Below are 19,682 nucleotides of genomic sequence, written 5' to 3'. Positions count from 1 at the left end.
AGGGTGAGGTGTCCCAGTGCACAGTTCAGGGTGCGCTGGGCTGGGCGGCTCAGATGAAGGCAGAGACGCCGGTGAGTGCTCGGCCCACAATGAGGGAGTTGATGTGGTAGCTGCCCTCATAGGTGTAGATCGCCTCAACATCCCCGGCGATCTTGGCCGCCTCAAAGTCGCTGACCAGGCCGTTGCCACCGAGGCTCTCACGGGCGATGGCTGCCGAGGAGCGGGCCAGTCGGGTCAGGGTGGCCTTGGCCATTGAGGCCCGCATCATAGTCAGCTCGCCGCGGGCCTGCAGGTCAGCAGTATCGGCCATCATCGCGGCCGAGGCGGTGAGGTTGCCTGCGACCTCTGCCAGTTTTGCCTGGATCAGCTGGAAGGAGTCGATGGGTCGGCCGAACTGTTCGCGCTGGCCGGCATAGGCGCTCATCACATCCAGCAGCGCCTGCTGGGCACCCACCGCCTGCCAGCCCACCCAGGCGCGGGAGGACATCAGCAGCTCATTGGTTGCTGAGAACGACGACGCCCCTGGCAGCTGAGCATTGGCAGGGATGGTGACATCCAGCTGCACATCAGCATTCTGCATGATCCTCAAGCCGGTCTTATTGCTGATTTTCTGTGCGGAGTAGCCCGGGGCGTCAGTAGGCACCAGGAAGCCTTTGATCTGCTGATCGGCGGTGTCTCGGGCCCACACGATGGCGATATCAGCAATAGTGCCCACGCCGATCCAGCGCTTAGCACCGGCGATATGCCAGCCCTGAGCTGTTCTGCGGGCCGTGGTGGCCAGGCCCCCGGCAATATCGGATCCGTGCTCGGGCTCAGTGAGGCAGAAGGCGCCCAGTGATTCGAGGCTGCGCAGCCGTGGCAGCCAGGTCTGCTTCTGCTCTGCAGAGCCCAGGGTGGCGATGGTGCCCAGAATCAGCTCGTTATGAATCCCCAGCAGTGCCGAGATGGAGATATCGGCCCGGGCCACTGCGGCGCTGGCCAGCCCTTGGAAGAGATGGGAGGAGCCGTCGGCGAAGGTCTCGCCCAGACCCAGTGCGCCCAGACCCGGAAGCAGCTTCTGGGGGAACTCCTCCTGGTTCCAGGGCTCAATGCTTGCTGGCCGCAGTGTGGCCTGCAGCTGTTGGTCAATGCGCTCGAGACGCTCGCACTCGGCCGGCTCCAGGTGACGGGCCAGGTCCAGAAAGGTGACAGCCGTCGCTGGGGGTGTGGTGGCGGCTGCGCGTGGGGACTGCTGAGTCAGCGGCATTGCTGCAAGCTCCTATAGGTAGACCAACTGTAGGACTTCCAAGTATATAGTAGGTGATGCGTATCACATCATCGGTATCCATAGAATGGACGGAATCGTGCCGCAACAGATGAGGAGCCTCCACATGCCAGTCCCGCTGACCAAAGACCCGATCGCGGAGATTCAGCGCAATTGGGAGCGTCAGGGCTGGCAGCAGGCAGCCGCCCCAGCAGCGGCGGTGACTGCGATTATGCGCACTCAGCAGATCCTGCTAGCCCGTGCTCAGGAGATTCTCAAGCCGTTCAAGCTGACTTTCGCCCGGTATGAGGTGATCAGTCTGCTCAGCCTCTCCAGGGAGAGGCGGATGCCGATGAACAAGGCCTCCGCCCTGTTGCAGGTCCACCCCACCTCGATCACTAATGCAGTGGACCGGTTGGAGGCCGCCGGACTGGTAGAGCGCCAGCCCCATGCCACCGACCGGCGCGCCATGCTGCTGGTGCTCACCCCCAGGGGCAAGCAGATGGTGGATCGGGCCACTGCGGCGCTCAATGAGCAATTGTTCGAGCAGACCGGCTTCACCGCGGAGGAGGTCGCCGAGCTCAACCGGATTCTGGCCAACTTCCGGCAGCGCGCCGGTGATTTCAAGGCCTGAGCATTGAGGGCGTGTCTGAGAAATATGTGTGGGTTGCCCTGGAAGTCTGGCAGCCTGGGGCGTGTCTCGGAGCGGGAGGCACGAGAGAGTTGCTCGCAAGCTTCGTAATCCGTCGAAAGCAGCATCTCCATAACGAGTCCTGCTCACCGTTGACACTCGATGGGTGTGCAATGAAGACTATAAACTACCGATACGTTAGCCATGGAACATGTACTATAAACGTATAAGACATACATAATATGAGTGCCGCTTTGCTTTTTAATGAAGAAAAAAATCACTCTACGATTTCGTCGCCCTCGCGCAATTTCCGCTTTCCAATCGTCCTTCTGCTAGTGGCGGGCCTGCTAGGACTGAGCTTTGCACCAGCACAAGCTGCAGAACAGGTGCCCAATGAACACGCGGCAACGGCGGCAGCTCTAGGGTTAATAGACAGTCTTAGCGCCCTGTGTAACTCATGGGGACATGGCATCGTTATGAGTACTGGACCTGCCCCGGTCTGCTGGTCACAACCTGAATGGTGATTATGAACTCGAAACTACTTACTGGCATCGGGGTCTTACTGGCCCTTATCGGGTTGATCCTCGGTATCGCAGGAGTAGCTACTGCGTGGTCCGAAACCAGCATTTCGCCAGTCTGGGCATTACTGCTGGGATCAGGTGCAGTATTCATCCTGCTAACCATCCAACGCCGCAAGCAAGCTCAGACACATTCTTCTTGATGGCAGAGTCTCCCTGAGGCGCTCCGAACACCTAAGAATAGTCACAAGATGTTGCGGTGTGCGGCAGCTCTTGCCGGTCCAGGTTGGGTCCGGGCTGCTGGGCGATAAAGCCTCCTGATCCCGTGCGATCCGCACATGCCAGCGCGACCGCGGGAGCACTGCCACCATTGCAGAGCCCGAGGACTAGAAATGCCACCGACGGCACCGCGGCACCAAGGACGGCAGGCCCGGACGTTCAACACTGAGCGCTGCAAGGGCCCTACCATCGTTGAACCGCGGGTTCTGCCACCTGAAACAATGGCGAGGCATCACCACCGGCTACGACGAGTTGGCCACCACATTCGGCGCTGCAGCCCCACTGCACGGCGTCATCGCCTGGACCAAGCATTACATCAGACGCGCTCTAGACCCGCGCGGCTTCAGCTCAGCGATGCTTCCACCGCGGGTCGCGCTTTTCAGCGAAGGCTGACATACCCTCAGCCTGGTCTTCGGTGGAGAACAGGGAGTGGAAGATCCGCCGCTCAAAGAGCAGGCCCTGACTCAGCGGGGTCTCAAAGGCAGTGGTCACCGCCTCCTTGGCCAGCTGGGCAGCCGGCTTGGACTTCGCTGCAATGGTCTCGGCCACCTTCGCAGCCTCCGCCACGGTCTGCTCATCAGGCACCACCCGGGAGACCAGACCGATCCGCTCGGCCTCCGCGGCGTCAATATGCCGGCCGGTGAGCACCATATCCATCGCCTTAGCCTTGCCCACCGAGCGGGCCAGCCGCTGGGATCCGCCCATCCCAGGAATCACGCCCAAGTTGATTTCGGGCTGGCCGAACTTTGCACTCTCCCCGGCGATGATCACATCGGTCATCATGGCCAGCTCGCATCCCCCGCCCAGGGCGTAGCCGTTGACCGCAGCCACAATCGGAGTGCGCAGCTTGGCGAAGTCCTCCCAGCGCTGAAAGAAGTCGGCGGCGTACATAGCCGGGTAGTCCATCTGCGCCATCTGCTTGATATCGGCTCCGGCAGCAAAAGCCTTCTCTGAACCGGTGAGCACGATCGCCCCAACAGCTGAGTCGGCATCAAAGTCCGACGCCGCGGAGATCACCTCCTCCATCACCGTCTCATTCAGCGCGTTCAGCGCCTTTGGTCGGTTCAGCTGGATGGTGCCTACCCGGCCCTCAGCGGAGACCAGGATGGTGGTGTACTCAGTCATGTAGTGTCCTTTGCCAGTGGTGCTGAGGAGTTTTCAGGCCCAGAGCTCTGATGCTGGGAGTCCTCGCGGATGGTATTGATGATCGCAGAAAAATCCTGGCCCGCGCCCTCACCGGCGGCGAACTCAGTGTAGATAGCGGTGGCCAGGCGGCCCAGCTGGGCACGGACCCCCTGCTCATCCAGGGCGTTGGCGGCCAGGTTGAGGTCCTTGGCCATCAGGGCGCCAGCGAATCCGGGCTGATAGTCCCGGTTCGCTGGTGAGCTCGGCACCGGGCCGGGCACCGGACAGTTGGTGGTCACCGCCCAGCACTGCCCGGAGGCCTTGGAGACCACATCGTAAAGCGCCTGGTGGGTCAGCCCCAGCTTCTCACCCAGCACAAAGGCCTCACCGACTGCGATCTGGGTGACGCCCAGAATCATGTTGTTACAGATCTTGGCCGCCTGGCCCAACCCGTTGCCCCCGCAGTGGATCGCCCGGGCGCCCATGATGTCTAACAGCGGCTCGACCTCTGCGAAGACCTCTGCGCTGGCACCTACCATGAACGCCAGAGTGCCGGCCTCGGCGCCCACAACCCCGCCGGAAACCGGTGCATCGGCAGCCCGGAAGCCGGCAGCCTGGGCCAACTCAGCCGCCTGCTGCGCTTCGGAAATATTGATCGTCGAGCAGTCTAGGAAGATGGTGCCGGGCCCAGCGGCTGAGAGCAGCCCAGGGGAGTCCTGGTAGGCGGAGATCACATGCTGGCCAGAGGGCAGCATAGTGAGCACCACATCGGCCCGGGGCACGGCTTCCAGCGGATCCTCCACCACCTGGACTCCGTTGGCCCGTGCGGTCTCCATGGCAGAGGGGACGACGTCGTACCCCCACACATCCACCCCAGCCTTGACCAGATTCGCGGCCATCGGCCCGCCCATATTGCCCAGCCCGATGAACGCCACAGTGCTGGTCCCGGGGGCGGGGAGACCCCGGGCCCCTCTCGGCTGGCTTAGGCCAGCCTTCACGCCTGAAGTTGCAGCATCACTGTGCTCTTTGCTCACGGTGACGGCGTCGTCAGTGCTGGTCACGCCTGAAGTCGGCTCGCCCGCTTCGCTGCCAACCTCACCCGTTGTTGGTTTCATCCCTGCCATCAGCTTCCCTCCGGCATGATGAAGCTCGCGCCCTCTTTCAGCCCGGAGGGCCAGCGCGTGCTCACCGTTTTGGTCTTGGTGTAGAACCTCAGCCCGTCGGTGCCGTGCTGGTTGAGGTCCCCGAATCCGGAGGCCTTCCAGCCGCCGAAGGTGTAGTACGCAATCGGCACCGGGATCGGCACATTGACCCCCACCATCCCCACTTCCACGCGGGAGGTGAAGTCCCGGGCGGTGTCACCGTCGCGGGTGAAGATGGCCACCCCGTTGCCGAATTCGTGTTCACTGGGCAGCCGTAATGCAGCCTCATAGTCGGCGGCTCGCACAATACACAGCACCGGCCCGAAGATCTCCTCCCGGTAAATCCGCATATCGGGGGTGACATGGTCGAACAGGGTGGCGCCCACCCAGAAGCCATTGGGATGACCGGGTACGACGACGCCGCGGCCGTCCACCACCAGTTCCGCCCCCTCATCCGCCCCGGCAGCAATATAGTCCTCAATCCGTTCCTTGGCATCTGCACCGACCACCGGCCCGAAGTCGCTGACCGGGTCCAAGGAGGGGCCCACAGTGAGCTTGCTGATCCGCGCCAGGAGCTTCTCGCGCAGTGCCTCAGCAGTGGCCTCACCCACCGGGACAGCCACCGAGATCGCCATACAGCGCTCGCCGGCTGAGCCGTAGCCGGCGCCGATGAGCGCATCGGCGGCCTGGTCCAGGTCAGCATCGGGCATGATCACCATATGATTCTTGGCCCCGCCGAAGCACTGGGCCCGCTTGCCGGCGGCAGCGGCCGCAGAGTAGATGGACTGGGCGATGGGGGTGGAGCCCACAAAGCCCACGGCTTTGACCCGGGGGTCCTCAATCAGGGCATCCACCGCTTCCTTGTCCCCGTTGACCACGTTGAGCGTGCCCGGCGGCATCCCGGCTTCACGTGCCAGCTCAGCCAGCCGCAGTGGGACCGAGGGATCGCGTTCGGAAGGTTTGAGCACAAAAGTGTTGCCGGCGGCTAGGGCGATCCCGGCTTTCCACAGCGGGATCATGGCTGGGAAGTTGAACGGAGTGATCCCAGCGACCACGCCGAGGGGCTGGCGCAGACTGTGCACGTCCATCCCGGTGGCCACATTATGGCTGAACTCACCCTTGAGCAGGTGCGGGGCGCCGGCGCCGAATTCCACCACCTCCACCCCGCGCTGGATATCGCCCTTAGCATCCTCAAAGGTCTTGCCGTGCTCATTGGAGAGCGCCTCGGCCAGCTCGTCGCGGTGCTGGTTGATCAGATCCACCCACTTCAGCAGGATGCGTCCGCGGCGCTGCGGGTTGACAGCCGACCACTCGCCGAAGGCCCGCTGGGCGGAGTCCACTGCCGCGGTAACCTCCTCCCAGCTAGCCAGCGGCACCTGGGCGCTCACCTCGCCGCGCACCGGGTTGAACACCTCTCTGGTGCGGCCAGAGGTGCCTTGGATATGCTCGCCATGGATGAAGTGGGTCAGTTGTGCCATCAGTGCTCCTTTGCACGGGGGTCTTCGGTGCTCCGCGCAGGGCCCGAAGGGTGTGATCCATCTCTCATCTGTTAGCCTATGCCCAGGTGGTTGGACGTGCAACTAAATTTCTGACGTTCCTGTGCCTGGAAGAACAGGCCGAGGACAAACAGACCCTGAACAGACAGAGAGGTCTTTCGTGGAATCAGTGATTGTAGCCGGTGCTCGTACTCCGATGGGGAGGCTGCTGGGTGGCTTATCCTCCCGCTCTGCAGCTGAGTTGGGTGGCGTCGCCGTCTCCGGTGCTCTGCAGCGGGCCGGGATCAGCGGGGATGCGGTGGACTATGTGGTGATGGGTCAGGTGATCCAGGCTGGTGCGGGGCAGAACCCCGCGCGGACTGCGGCTATCGCCGGGGGGATCCCCGCCTCGGTTCCTGCCATCACTGTGAATAAGGTCTGCCTCTCTGGGCTGAACGCGGTAGCTACTGCTGATCAGATGATCCGCGCTGGGGAGTCCGAGGTGGTGGTGGCCGGTGGTATGGAGTCGATGTCCCAGGCTCCGCATTTGCTGCCTGCTTCGCGCACCGGGATCAAATATGGCGACGCCGCCTTGGTGGATTCCATGGCCTACGACGCCCTCTACGACCAGGCCACCAGCCAGTCCATGGGAGCGCTGACCGAATCCTGCAATGGCCATGCCCTGGAGGTCTCCCGTGAGGAGCAGGACCGGATTGCCGCTAGTTCGCATCAGCGGGCTGCTCGTGCCGCGGAGGCTGGCCTGTTCGCCGAGGAGATCGTGCCGGTCCGTATTCCGCAGCGGCGCGGTGATGAGATGGTGATCGAGGCCGATGAGGGCATCCGCCCGCAGACCACCCCGGAGTCTTTGGGCAAGCTGCGCCCGGCCTTCGGCAAAGAAGGCACGGTCACCGCTGGCTCGGCTTCACAGATCTCTGACGGGGCCTGTGCCCTGGTGGTGATGTCCCGGGCCAAAGCCGAGGCGCTGGGGCTGAACTGGATCGCGCGGATCGGTGCCCACGGCATGGTGGCCGGTCCGGACTCTTCGTTGCAGCTGCAGCCGGCCAATGCCATTGAGGCTGCTTGCGCCAAGGCTGGGATCGGGGCCGCTGATCTGGATCTGATCGAGATCAACGAGGCCTTTGCCGCAGTCTCGGCTGCTTCCATGCGTCAGCTGGGGGTCCGTGAGGAGATCGTCAACGTCAATGGCGGGGCGATCGCCCTGGGCCATCCGGTGGGCATGTCCGGGGCCCGCCTGCTGCTGCACCTGGCTCTGGAGCTGGGCCGCCGCGGCGGCGGCACCGGAGCGGCCGCCCTCTGCGGGGGCGGCGGCCAGGGCGACGCCCTGATCCTGCACGTCAACAGCTGAAAGCAACTAGGGACACCAACCAGGGAGAACAACAATGGCACTGAACGCACCGCTCAGCCTCACTGAATCCAGCGCAGTGGTCACCGGAGGAGCCTCCGGACTCGGCTACGCCACCGCCGCCGCCTTGGTGGAGGCCGGCGCCCAGGTAGTGGTGATCGACTTGCCCGATGCTCCAGACTCCACCGCCCGGGCAGATGCGGTGGCAGCTCTGGGGGAAGGCGCCCAGTTCCATCCCGGAGACGTCACCGACCCGCAGACCAGCGCAGACGCCGTGGCACGTGCTGTGAAGCGCGGCCCGCTGCGTGCGGCGATCAGCTGCGCCGGAATCGCCACTCCGGGCAAGTTGCTAGGCCGTAAGGGACCGCTGCCGGCTGGCACCTTCATGAAGGTTCTGGCCATAAACACCGGCGGTACCGTGAACCTGATGACTGCGGCGGCTGCCGCGATGACTGAGAATGCGCTCGCCGGGGAGGATCGCGGAGTATTGATCAACACCGCCTCGGTGGCCGCCTTCGACGGCCAGATCGGCCAGATCGCCTACTCCGCCTCCAAAGGCGCGGTGGCCGCACTGACCCTGCCTGCGGCCCGCGAACTGGCCGCTCACGCCATCCGGGTGGTGACCATCGCCCCAGGACTGTTTGAGACCCCGATGATGGCCGGACTGCCCGAGGCGGCCAAGGAATCCCTGCGCGCCAAGACCCTGCACCCGGCCCGGCTCGGCAAACCTGAGGACTACGCCCAGACGGTTCTGCAGATCATCGCCAACCCTATGCTCAACGGAGAAACGATTCGCCTCGACGGAGCGATCAGACTCGAGCCCAAGTAAGGATAAGGGCGCTGATTCCTTGACCTTTCCGCTCTGCCTAGACCTGTTCGCATCGCCCAGTGCTGTAACGCTCGGCATTGTCAGCAGCTTTGGGCAGATGACGGCACCGCTGCCGGAAGTAGGCTGTTGACCATGTCTGCTGGCAGGTATGCACCGAGTCCTTCGGGAGACCTGCATCTGGGGAATCTGCGCACTGCGATCCTCGCCTGGCTCTTCGCCAAAGCCTCGGGCCGGGAGTTCATGCTGCGCTATGAGGATCTGGACACCGGGCGCACGGTGCCCGGCTCTGCCGACCGCCAACTGGCAGACCTCGGCGCCCTCGGGATCACCTTTGACGGGGAGCCCGTGTACCAGTCCCACCGTCAGCGCTATTACCACGACGCCGTGGCGCAGCTGAGTGCTCAAGGCCTGGTCTATGAGTGCTTCTGCACTCGCCGTGAGATCCAGGAGGCCCCGCGTGCCCCGCACGCGCCACCTGGAGCCTATCCCGGCACTTGCCGTGAGCTGACCGATGAGGAGCGGGGGCGTCGTCGTACCGAGCGACCGCCAGCCTTGCGGCTGTGTACTGAGCGTACTGAGTTCACAGTCCAGGATCAGCTGCTGGGATCAGTGACTGCGGCGGTGGATGACTTTGTACTGGCACGCAATGATGGGGCCGCCGCCTACAACCTGGCGGTGGTGGTCGATGACCAGCTGTCCGGGGTGGACCAGGTAGTTCGGGCAGATGACCTGGCCGACTCCGCGCCCCGGCAGGCCTATCTGCGTGGGCTGCTCTACGGTCAGACTGCCGTCCAGGCTGTGCAGTACGCCCATGTGCCGCTGGTAGTGAACGCGCAAGGCAAGCGCTTGGCCAAGCGCGACGGTGCGGTCACCCTGGGCCAGTTGGCTGAGCAGGGTGTCGCCGCAGAGCAGGTTCGTGACAGTCTCTTGGGCTCACTCAACCTCCCGCCGGGGCCGTTGGACAAGGTGCTGGCAGCCTTCGACGCCGCCGCCCTGCCCCTGGAGCCCTGGATGGTCACTTCCACTCCAGATGGTGTGCTGAAATCCCCGGAATAACCTTCTGTGGGGACCCGATTCGGAGATTTCAACACACCAAACGTGCAGGCGTGGCGCCGAAGTGGCGAGGTACGTATCTGGTCGTGGAAGGCTCCTCACCGCCGTGGTCAGATTCCTAGGCTTTTCTGGGCTTGTGTGAGCGCTTCGGCAGAGGCCTGTAAGTGCTGGGCCTCCTGCTCGGTAAACGGTGTGGTGAGTACCGGCTCGGCGCCATGGGCGGAGATGACACTAGGGATGGACAGGGCGGTGCCGGCGATACCTTGGAACCCGTTGAGCACAGTGCTGACGGGCAGCACGGCATGCTCATCGTTGAAGATAGCTTCCACGATCCGGGCCGCGGAGAGGCCGATCGCGTAGTTGGTGGCTCCTTTGCCCTGGATCACCTGGTATGCGGCAGTGCGAACCTGATCTGCGATGTTCTCCAGGCTCTCTGCAGTGAACACAGCCTGGCCGTGCTGCTGCCAGTCCAGCAGCGGGGTGGTGCCGATGGTGGCGGTGGACCACAGGGGGAACTCGGTATCGCCGTGCTCACCGACAATGGTGGCGTGCACACTCTGCTGAGCGACCCCGGCGCGGCGGGCCAGCTGCCAGCGCAGCCGTGCGGTGTCCAGCACAGTGCCGGAGGAGAAGATCCGGTGCGAGGGAAGTTCAGTGATCTGCTGGGCTGCCACAGTGAGGACATCGCAGGGGTTGGTGACGAGCAGGAAGATTGCCTGCGGTGCCCGCTCGACCAACTGCGGCATCAGGTCTTCGAGGATGCGGACATTGGTGGCGGCCAGATCCAGGCGACTCTGCCCCGGGTCCTGCTTGGCCCCTGCGGTGATCACCACCACGTCTGCGCCCTCAACGTGCTTGAGGTCGTCCCCGCCGTCGATATCGCTGGCACCGGTGAACTGGCTGCCGTGGGCAAGATCCAGCACCTCGGCCTCGACCTTGGCTGCGTTGATGTCATAAAGCCGGACATGCCGGGCTGAGCCGCGGATCATCGCCGCATAGGCGGTGGAGGTGCCCACGCTTCCGGCCCCGATGATGGCCAGGGTGGAGTTCTCAATAGCACTCATAGTCCAAGCCTTGCACAGCAGCTGGGTCCAGTACCAGCACCGGAAACAGATCACAACGGCAATGTTCCAGATTGCAGAATATTGCGCGGCGACTTGCACACGCACCGCACTTTCAGCAAACTTGTGGATTAGGTCAAGAGTGCCAGTGCCAAACCCCGGTTTGCTGGCCGGCAACCCTCCAGGGTGAATCGTTGAGATTCTCCCGATCCGCGGTGGGGTGCCCCGGGTGACGACCTGGCCGCACGGAACGCCCCGTGACGGCAAGCGCGGACCTCACTGGCTGCCAGTGCAGGTCTTAGAGACCACTGGAGCACCATCATGAGCGAGCAGAACAGCACCCAGCCTAAATTTGAGACCCTGCAGATCCATGCCGGAGTCCAGCCTGACCCAGGGTCAGGAGCCCGAGCACTGCCTATCCAGCAGACCACCAGCTTCGTGTTCCCCGATACCCAGGCTGCGGCCAAACGCTTCGGGCTGGAAGAGATCGCCCCCATCTACTCCCGGATTGGCAACCCCACGGTGCAGGCAGTGGAGGACAAGATCGCGGCCCTTGAGGGCGGAGTTGGTGCGTTGGCAGTGGGATCCGGACAGGCCGCCACCACCCTAGCCCTGCTGAACATCGCCGAAGCCGGCAGCCACGTAGTGGCCTCGCCCTCCCTCTACGGCGGCACTCAGAATCTGTTCAAGCACACCCTGCCCAAGTTCGGGGTGGAGATCAGTTTTGTGGAGGACCCTGACGACCCGGAGTCCTGGCGTGCAGAGATTCGGGACAACACGGTGGCCTTCTTCGCCGAGACCGTAGCCAATCCACGCACTGACGTATTAGACATCGAGTCAGTCGCGACCATCGCCCACGAATACGGCGCCCCGCTGATCGTCGACAACACCCTGCCCACCCCCTACCTGCTGCGGCCATTCGACTTCGGCGCCGATGTGGTGGTGCACTCGGCCACCAAGTTCTTGGGCGGGCACGGCACTGCTATTGCCGGCGTCGTAGTGGACTCTGGAAAGTTCGACTACGCCCAGCACCCAGAGAGGTTCCCAGGTTTCAACCAGCCCGATGAGAGCTACCATGGGCTGGTCTTCGGCCGTGACCTGGGACCTGAGGGCATCTTCGGGGTCAATCTCTCCTACATCCTCAAGGCCCGGGTGCAGCTGCTGCGCGATATCGGGCCCGCCCTCTCCCCGCACAACGCCTTTGAGATCAACCTGGGGTTGGAGACGCTCAGCCTGCGTGTGGAACGCCACGTCCAGAATGCGCAGAAGGTCGCCGAATATCTGGAGAGCCACCGCGCAGTCCGCCGGGTCTTCTACTCCGGGCTGGAGTCCAGCCCCTGTTATGAGCGCGGCCAGACATACCTGCCGAAGGGGGTCGGTGCTGTGCTGAGTTTCGAGCTGCATGAGCGTGACCCGGAGAAGGCCGTGGCCAAGGGCCAGGAGCTGGTGGACACCCTTAAACTGCACTCCCTGGTGGCCAATGTGGGCGATGTGCGCTCGCTGGCCATCCACCCGGCCTCCACCACCCACCGCCAGCTGTCTCCGGAGGACCAGCGCGCAGCCGGAGTCAAACCCGGACTGGTGCGCCTCTCGGTGGGTCTGGAGCATATCGATGACATCATCGCTGACCTCGACCAAGCGCTGGCCAAGGCCGAGGACTGAGTCGGCTGATGTCCCTGGTGCCGGAGGAGAAGGTGGGTGCAGTTGAGAACGACTATGGCACCCGCCCTGCCGGTGCCCTGAAAACATACGACGCCGGTGCCTTCACCTTTGAGACCGGCGGCCAGTTGCCTGCCATCACACTGGCCTACGAGACCTGGGGTGAGCTGAACGCCGCAGGCGACAACGCCGTGCTGGTGGCCCACGCCTTGACCGGGGACTCCCATGTGGCCTCTAGTCCCGCTGACCCGTCAGCTGGCTGGTGGGAAGGCTTATTGGGAGAGGGCCGGCCCATCGACACCTCCCGCTGGTTTGTGATCGCCCCGGCCATGGTGGGCGGCTGCTACGGCTCCACCGGACCAGGCTCGGCCGACCCCGACGGCACCCCGTGGGGCTCACGGTTCCCGTTCGTGACCATCCGCGACTCAGTACACCTGGAGAAACGGCTGCTGGACCATCTGGGGGTCACCCGACTGCACTCTGTGGTCGGTGGCTCCATGGGCGGGGCCCGTGCCCTGGAGTGGGCGGTGACCTACCCGGAGTTCGTGCGCAGCTTCGGGGTCTTCGCCTGCGGGGCGGCCTCCACCGCCGAGCAGATCGCTTTCGGCCAGGCCCAGGTATTGGCCATCCGCAATGACCCGCACTTCAACGGCGGGGACTACTACGCCGGAGACAAGCCGCAGGCCGGGCTGGGCCTGGCCCGCCGGATCGCGCATATCACCTACCGTACCGAGGCCGAGCTGGGCCTGCGCTTCGGCCGCTCCCCCCAAGGGGCAGAGAACCCGTTCGCGGGCACCCAGCTGGCCGGCGGACGGCGTCGTACTGGCAGGTACCAGGTGGAGTCCTATCTGGACCACCAGGCCGCCAAGCTCACCCAGCGGTTCGACCCGAATGCCTACATCACCCTGGGCGAAGCGCTGATCAGCCACGATGTGGGCCGCCACCGCGGGGGAGTGGAAGCCGCCCTGGGGCAGGTCAGCGCCACTCCGTTCTTGGCCGCAGTGGACACCGACCGGCTCTACTTCCCCGAACAGTCCCAGCAGATCGCCGACCTCATCCCCGGAGAGCACCAGGTGCACCTGATCACCTCACACATCGGCCATGACGGTTTTCTCACCTCTGCTGAGCAGCTGGGACGTGAAATTCGTGTAACGCTCGGCCTATAGGGTGGCAGGGTGACTCGAATCCTGCAGCCCGGCGAACACCTTCCCGAGAATGTCCCGCACTATCTCCCCGCTGAGCTGGACACCGTGTTCTGGGGACGGCTGCCCGCCCGCAATGACGCCCCGGTGCTGCGGATCAGCCCCGGCGAGACCGTCACGGTGGACACCATCTCCCACGAAGGCATCCTGGAGGACCAGGGCAGGGACCCGGTAGCCTATTTCGGCTCCTACGGCGTGGAGGCCGAGCAGGTGCTCACCGATGCCGCCGCACTGGCCGCAAGCGACCATCCGCGCGATCCGCGCACCGACGGCCCGCATGTCAACACCGGACCCATCTATGTGGAGGGGGCACAGCCCGGGGACCTGCTCAAAGTCACCATTGTGAAGCTGGAGCGCCGAGTGCCATACGGGGTGATCTCCAACCGACACGGCAAGGGTGCCCTGCCCGAGTTCCCCCGAGGGGAGCGCAATGTCTCGGTCTTCGCCGGAGTGGACGCTGAGCAGGGCACCATCGCCCCGGCCGCAGGAGCGTTACGCAGCATCAGATTCCCGCTCGAACCGTTCTTCGGCACCATTGGGGTGGCAGTCGACGACGACGCCCGCCCCCACTCGGTGCCCCCGGGTGCCCACGGCGGGAACATCGACATCCGGATGCTCACTGAGGGGTCCTCGCTGTATCTGCCGGTGCAGGTACCAGGTGCTTTGGCGTTTCTGGGTGACCCGCACTTCGCCCAGGGGGACGGGGAGGTGGCGCTGACCGCGATGGAGGCCAGTCTGCGCGGGACCGTGCAGTTCGAGGTGGTGGCCCGGGAGGAGGCGGTCCGGCAGTTCGGCGAACAGGCGGGACCGATCGCCGAGACGGAGGAGTTCCTCATCCCCACCGGGCTGGACGAGGACCTGGACCTGGCTGTGCAGAACTGTGTGCGCTCTTGCCTCGCCCTGCTGCAGGCCCGCTGGGGCCTGGACGCCGAGCATGCCTATGCCTACCTCTCGGCAGCCACCGACTTCCACATCTCCCAGGTGGTGGACATCGTCAAGGGTGTCCATGCAGCTGTGCGCAAAGCCGATTTCCGAGATGTCGACGTCAGGAGCCAGATATGAGTACACCAGCTGCCTCGGAAACAGACACCGACACCTACGACCGCTCCGTATGGCGCACCAAGGGGTCGCCACTGGTCCCTGTCGCCAGGACCGGCCCGCTGAGCGGGGAGACGGTGGCGGTCAAGGACCTCTTCGCAGTGGCTGGTGAGCCCATCGGGGCGGGCAACCCCGCCTTCTTGGCCCAGGCGCGCTCCGAGCCGGCCAACGCACCTGCGGTGCAGGCCCTGCTGGATGCCGGGGCAGAGATCACCGGTATCTCCCAGACCGATGAGTTCGCGCTCTCCCTGGCCGGGACCAACGGACATTACGGCACACCGCCCAACCCAGCGGCCCCGGGGCGCATTCCCGGCGGATCCTCCAACGGCTCAGCGGCAGCAGTGGCACTGGGTGAGGTGAGCATCGGACTGGGCACCGACACCGGGGGGTCTATCCGGGTGCCCGCCGCCTACCAGGGGCTCTGGGGCATCCGCCCCACCCACGGCCTGGTGCCGATTGCCGGGGTGCACCCGCTGGCTCAGAGCTTCGATACCGTGGGCTGGCTGACCCGGACCCCTGAGCTGCTGGCCGAGGTGGCCGAGGTGCTGGTCCCCCGGCCCAAGAAGATTGTGCCCTCGGCCCCCTCCGCGTTGGGCGGAATGGGTACCACCGGATCCATCCCCACCGTCCCCAAAGGCCCGCTGGCATGGGAGGCTGATAAGCAGCTGGACAGGCTGCGGATCGCCCCGAGCCTCGCTGAGCTGGCTGACTCTGAGCTGGCTGAGGCACTGGGCGGACTGGTAGCCCGGCTGGAGCAGCTGAACGGGGAGACGGCGGAGAAGCTGCTGGGCCCGGAGCCGCAGATCCTGGAGTACTGGTTGGACGAGGCTTTCCAGAAGGTGCAGGTTTTCGAGGCTTGGGCCAATAACGGGGACTGGATCAGCCGGCACTGGGAGGCGATGACCCCCGAGGTCGCAGCCCGCTATGCCAAGGCCGCAGAGGTGACTGCGGAGCAGGCTGCGGCCGGGCGTGAGTTGCTGGGTACCGCACGGGAGACCATCCGCTCCTGGGTGGCTGACGGAGTGCTGGCCCTGCCTTCGGCTGCCTCAGCGGCGCCTACCGTGGAGGAAGCAGAGGCGGGCTCGGAGCGGTCAACCCAGGTGCGGCGTCGTAATCTGCTGCTGACCTGCGTGGCTGGGCTCTCCGGGCTGCCTGCGGTGAATGTGCCCATCACCACTGCCGCCGGCCTGCCCGGCGGAGTGAGCCTGATTGGCCCTGCCGGCAGTGACAAAGCGCTGATCCGCTACGCTGCACGGTTGGCAGGTGAGCAGTGAGCCTGAGTGTGGAGGAATTCAACGTTGCATCGGCTGAAGCGGTCGGGGAGATCCTGGCCACCTGCGCGCCGATCGCCTCCTGGCGTGCAGGGATTCTGGCCCGCCGCCCGTACAGCTCTTTGGAGCAGCTGCTGGAGACTGCCGCGGCCTTGGCCGAGGGATGGACCGACCAGGAGGTCGACGCCGCTCTGGCGCATCACCCGCGGATTGGCGAGAAGGCTGCCGGTGAGTCGGTCGAGGCTCGCGCCTCGCGTGCTGAGCAGGGCAGCCTCAGCGAGGATGAGCGTGCCCAGCAGGAGTGGCTGGCGGCCAATAAGGAGTACGAGGAGCGCTTCGACCGGATTTTCCTGATCCGAGCCAGGGGCCGGTCCCACCAGGAGATGCTCGCCCAATTGCGTGGGCGGTTGGAGAACGACGCCGACGCCGAGGCGCGTATCCGCCGCGAGCAGCTCGCTGAGATTGCCCTTCTCCGCTTGGCGGACGCAGTCACTTCCTGAGACTCTGTGCCACGTAATGTTTGCCCGCAGAAACCAGCAGGTCACCGACATTGAAGCGTGGTTCTTTCCCGGGAAGATGCGGCAGCTGGCAGGTAGCGCCATGGCGTGGGCACGGGAAGTTAGTGCGCTTGTCACCAAAATTTAACATCGTCCTGGTTGGCTGACAGATATTCGCTTCCGGTTTTCCCAGCCTCTTCCCCGGTCGGCGCCGAAGCTTTGTCCACTCGCTGTCTCTTGATGAGGAACGTCTGCTTCTATGAGTACACACACGACCTCGACGCGCTCACTCCGCACCCGCGTCACCAAAGGCCTGGGCGGACTCGGCCTGACCGGGGCCCTGCTAGGTGCTACTCTCGCCCCCGTCTCCGCTGACACCCAGTCCGAGGAACCCTATGACGGCCCCGAGACGCTGCTGATCAATGAGGTCTACACCCAGGGCGGCGAACCAGGTTCCACCTACTTGGAACGGTACGTAGAGCTCTACAATTACGGCACCGAGGACATCGACCTGGCAGAGTGGTCCCTGCAGTACACCAACGCCGCCGGCAGCTTCCACGGCGACCAGAACCTGCAGGGAACCGTCCCAGCCGGCGGTCACTTCCTCATCGCCTTCGAGGGAGCCCAGGCCGCCGACGGCGAGTACACCCTAGTGGACTACGCCGACTTCGACGCCACCAACGACTGGTTCCACACCTCCGACTACACCCTGCTGCTGGCCCCGCAGACCGACCGTATCACCATGCCGGAGGGCAGCGTTGAGGTGACCGACTATGAGGAGATCGTCGACCTCATCGGCTACGGCAGCGCATACGCCTGGGCCGGCGAGGCTGCCGCTCCGGCAGGAAACGAGGTGGAGGACGCCGCCCTGCAGCGGGTCACCAGCTGGGAGGGCCCCTCCGCCGAGAACAGCACCGACTTCGCCCCGACGGAGGAGTTTGAACCGGTCAACTCCAGCGGAGAGCCCTATACCCCCACCCCCACCGACCCTGACGCCCCCGGGGCGCCGGAGGACGGCGAAGAGGTCCGCATCTCCGAGATCCGCGGAGAGAACTGGACCGACTCCTTTGAAAGCCCGCTGGAGGGTGAGGACGTGATGATCGCGGGCTTCGTCACCGCCAAGTACGACGACGCCGAGAACGATTCCCGCGCCCACGACGGCTTCTACGTCCAGGAAGAGGCAGCCTGCGGTGAGGGGGACTACACCGACCACCAGGTCTCCTGCGCGATCTTCGTCCACCAGGGCACCAGCTGGGACGGTGCTGGAGTCGAGATCGGCGACTACGTGGAGATCACCGGCACCGTGGGCACCTGGAACGAGACCGGCGCCCAGGAATCCGCCCAGCTGCAGATCCTCAACGGGGCAGTTATTGAGGTGGCGGAACCCGAAGATGGTGTCACCGAGCCCGTGCCCTATGTCTACGAGGGCTTCCTCAGCGCCGAGGAGCGGGAGCACCTCATCGGCATGCTCATCGAGCCTGCCGGGGACTGGGCCATCAGCGACAACTACGGGTTACTGCACGGTGAGCCGGACAGCGTAGGCGGAGTGCTGCGCATCGTGGACGGCACCGAGCCGCACTACACCGCAACCCATCTCATGGCACCAGGCGCAGAGGCCGATGCGCACCTGGCGGAGAACCAGGCCAGGGAGATCACCCTGGGCCACGGCGGACGCAACCGCTGGGCGTCCTTCGCCTTCGACCGGCATATGCCGCTGCCCTACCTGCAGAGCAACGACACCGTGCGCATCGGAGCAGCCCTCACCTGGACCGACCACGTGATACTGGAGTACCGCTACGACGGCTGGCGCTTCGAGCCCACCAGCTTCCTGCCCGGAAACCCCGAGGCGGAGCCCGTGGAGATCCAGGACACCCGCAGCGGAGCCGTCCTTCCTGAGCGGGCCGGTGACCTCCGCCTGGCCGGGTTCAACGTGCTGAACTACTTCCCGCACCTCGGTGAGGACGAACCCGGCTGTGACTATCACGAGGACCGGCACGGCAACCCCACCACCGCCGACTGGTGTGACGTCCGCGGCGCCTACACCGAGGCGCACTTCCAGGTGCAGCAGGCACGCATCGTCAACACCATCGTGGAGATGGATGCCGATATCGTAGCCCTCCAGGAGATCGAGAACTCCTCACACTTCGGCGAGGACCGCGACTACGCCCACCAAGTGCTGGTCGAGGCGCTGAACGCCGCTGAGGGCGACGAGGCCTGGGACTTCGTGCCGGTGGACGAGCACCCGGAGGATGAGGATGTGATCCGCAACGGCTTCGTCTACAAGCCTGCCAACGTGGAACTGGTGGACTCCCTGATCCTCTTCGAGGACGGGGTGGCCGCCCTGGACTCCGACGCGCTGGAGGGCTACGACCTGGCCGATATCTATTCCAACGCCCGCGAGCCCATGGCCGCGGTCTTCCAGCCGGTGGGCGGAACCGACACGGACCAGTTCGTCACTATCGTCAACCATTTCAAGTCCAAGAGCTGCAGCGGGGCAGAGGGCGCCAACCAGGACCAGGGCGACGGTCAGGCCTGCTTCAACGCTGACCGGACTGCCCAGGCAGAGGCCCAGGTGGCCTTCACTGAGGCCATCCGTGACGACCGCGGCATCGAGAACTTCTACCTCATGGGCGACTTCAACTCCCATGCCTATGAGGACCCGATGCGTGCTATCTACGATGCTGAGTTCGGCGACTACCAGAACCTCTCCCTCGGACAGGACGGTTACCACTTCGGCGGCGAGCTCGGCGCCCTGGACCACATCCTGGCCTCGGGTTCTGCAGCGGAAACCGTGGAGCAGACCGTCATCTGGAACACCAACGCCCGGGAACCCATCGCCCTGGAGTACAGCCGCTACGAGGCCTCCGGAACCGAGGGCATCTACGGTACTGAGACATGGGGTTCCATGGTCTGGCGAGCTTCAGATCACGACCCGATCATTGCTGATATCGCCCTTGAGGCCGAGCCGACAGACCGGCCGAGTGAGGATCCTACGGATGACCAAACCACTCCCCCTGCCGAGGCACCTACGGACGATCCGACAGGTACACCGACGGAAGAGCCGACGGAGCCCGAAGACTTCGATGAGGGCAGTGAAGGGGGCCTGGCCCGCACCGGCGCTGCTATCGGCGCGGTCCTGGGTGGAGCTCTGCTGCTGGTGCTGCTGGGGCTGATTCTGCATCACCGGGCACGCCGCAGCAGTCAATTCACCGACTGACCGGGGGATTTCTCCCCGA

15 protein-coding genes and 1 riboswitch are annotated in these 19,682 nt (G+C 64.7%); of the genes, 10 read left to right on the top strand and 5 right to left on the bottom strand.

What is annotated here, in order from left to right; translation table 11 throughout:
- Positions 1-49: 49 nt before the first annotated feature.
- Positions 50-1,246 carry an acyl-CoA dehydrogenase family protein gene (locus F0311_RS12255; RefSeq protein ID WP_150462213.1) on the bottom strand — a complete coding sequence of 399 codons (1,197 nt, stop codon included), beginning with the start codon at positions 1,244-1,246 and terminating at the stop codon, positions 50-52.
- A 124-nt stretch (positions 1,247-1,370) separates the two neighbouring features.
- On the opposite strand from F0311_RS12255, the gene F0311_RS12250 reads away from it, so the two are divergent.
- Entirely contained in the window at positions 1,371-1,877 is a 507-nt protein-coding gene (locus F0311_RS12250; RefSeq protein ID WP_150462212.1) for a MarR family winged helix-turn-helix transcriptional regulator, read from the top strand.
- Between the two features lie 1,142 nt (positions 1,878-3,019).
- On the opposite strand, the gene F0311_RS12245 is transcribed toward F0311_RS12250, so the two are convergent.
- The 3 genes from F0311_RS12245 to F0311_RS12235 all read right to left on the bottom strand — a co-directional run bounded on the left by F0311_RS12245 (position 3,020) and on the right by F0311_RS12235 (position 6,416).
- Positions 3,020-3,796, bottom strand: coding sequence for an enoyl-CoA hydratase (locus F0311_RS12245; RefSeq protein ID WP_150462211.1), 777 nt, complete (start codon positions 3,794-3,796; stop codon positions 3,020-3,022).
- Positions 3,793-4,731 carry a 3-hydroxyisobutyrate dehydrogenase gene (gene mmsB / locus F0311_RS12240; RefSeq protein ID WP_263406273.1) on the bottom strand — a complete coding sequence of 313 codons (939 nt, stop codon included), beginning with the start codon at positions 4,729-4,731 and terminating at the stop codon, positions 3,793-3,795. Before mmsB ends, F0311_RS12245 begins: the two co-directional genes overlap by 4 nt.
- Positions 4,732-4,919: 188 nt before the next feature.
- On the bottom strand, positions 4,920-6,416 hold the full coding sequence (locus F0311_RS12235; RefSeq protein WP_191089910.1) for a CoA-acylating methylmalonate-semialdehyde dehydrogenase: 1,497 nt from the start codon (positions 6,414-6,416) through the stop codon (positions 4,920-4,922).
- Positions 6,417-6,594: 178 nt separating this feature from the next.
- On the opposite strand from F0311_RS12235, the gene F0311_RS12230 reads away from it, so the two are divergent.
- The 3 genes from F0311_RS12230 to gluQRS all read left to right on the top strand — a co-directional run bounded on the left by F0311_RS12230 (position 6,595) and on the right by gluQRS (position 9,661).
- Entirely contained in the window at positions 6,595-7,779 is a 1,185-nt protein-coding gene (locus F0311_RS12230) for an acetyl-CoA C-acetyltransferase (RefSeq protein ID WP_150462210.1), read from the top strand.
- Positions 7,780-7,813: 34 nt separating this feature from the next.
- A complete protein-coding gene (locus F0311_RS12225; RefSeq protein WP_150462209.1) occupies positions 7,814-8,605 on the top strand; it encodes an SDR family NAD(P)-dependent oxidoreductase in 792 nt (263 codons plus the stop codon).
- Positions 8,606-8,737: 132 nt separating this feature from the next.
- Complete coding sequence (gene gluQRS / locus F0311_RS12220) at positions 8,738-9,661, top strand: tRNA glutamyl-Q(34) synthetase GluQRS (RefSeq protein WP_150462208.1); 924 nt, start codon at positions 8,738-8,740, stop codon at positions 9,659-9,661.
- Positions 9,662-9,768: 107 nt separating this feature from the next.
- Here gluQRS and F0311_RS12215 read toward each other — a convergent pair whose 3' ends face one another.
- Positions 9,769-10,722, bottom strand: a complete 954-nt coding sequence (locus tag F0311_RS12215; protein WP_150462207.1) for an L-lactate dehydrogenase — start codon at positions 10,720-10,722, stop codon at positions 9,769-9,771.
- Positions 10,723-10,853: 131 nt separating this feature from the next.
- Positions 10,854-10,995: riboswitch (SAM riboswitch) on the top strand.
- A 45-nt stretch (positions 10,996-11,040) separates the two neighbouring features.
- Between F0311_RS12215 and F0311_RS12210 the strand changes: the two genes are divergently transcribed.
- The 6 genes from F0311_RS12210 (at position 11,041) to F0311_RS12185 (ending at position 19,663) form a co-directional block, all read left to right on the top strand.
- Positions 11,041-12,381 carry an O-acetylhomoserine aminocarboxypropyltransferase/cysteine synthase family protein gene (locus tag F0311_RS12210; protein WP_150462206.1) on the top strand — a complete coding sequence of 447 codons (1,341 nt, stop codon included), beginning with the start codon at positions 11,041-11,043 and terminating at the stop codon, positions 12,379-12,381.
- Positions 12,382-12,389: 8 nt separating this feature from the next.
- The gene (metX, locus tag F0311_RS12205; RefSeq protein ID WP_150462205.1) at positions 12,390-13,544 is read left to right on the top strand and encodes a homoserine O-acetyltransferase MetX; all 1,155 of its coding nucleotides are present in this window, start codon (positions 12,390-12,392) and stop codon (positions 13,542-13,544) included.
- A 9-nt stretch (positions 13,545-13,553) separates the two neighbouring features.
- A complete protein-coding gene (locus F0311_RS12200) occupies positions 13,554-14,642 on the top strand; it encodes an acetamidase/formamidase family protein (RefSeq protein ID WP_150462204.1) in 1,089 nt (362 codons plus the stop codon).
- Positions 14,639-15,952, top strand: coding sequence for an amidase family protein (locus F0311_RS12195; protein ID WP_150462203.1), 1,314 nt, complete (start codon positions 14,639-14,641; stop codon positions 15,950-15,952). The genes F0311_RS12200 and F0311_RS12195 overlap by 4 nt, the downstream gene beginning before the upstream one ends.
- Positions 15,949-16,449 carry a 2-oxo-4-hydroxy-4-carboxy-5-ureidoimidazoline decarboxylase gene (gene uraD / locus F0311_RS12190; RefSeq protein WP_223881310.1) on the top strand — a complete coding sequence of 167 codons (501 nt, stop codon included), beginning with the start codon at positions 15,949-15,951 and terminating at the stop codon, positions 16,447-16,449. The genes F0311_RS12195 and uraD overlap by 4 nt, the downstream gene beginning before the upstream one ends.
- Before the next feature lie 256 nt (positions 16,450-16,705).
- A complete protein-coding gene (locus tag F0311_RS12185) occupies positions 16,706-19,663 on the top strand; it encodes an ExeM/NucH family extracellular endonuclease (protein WP_150462202.1) in 2,958 nt (985 codons plus the stop codon).
- Positions 19,664-19,682 lie beyond the last annotated feature (19 nt).

Origin of the sequence: Nesterenkonia ebinurensis, assembly GCF_008711175.1 — a bacterium.
Taxonomy (GTDB): Bacteria; Actinomycetota; Actinomycetes; order Actinomycetales; family Micrococcaceae; genus Nesterenkonia; species Nesterenkonia ebinurensis.
This window is presented reverse-complemented; position numbering and strand designations above follow the sequence as displayed.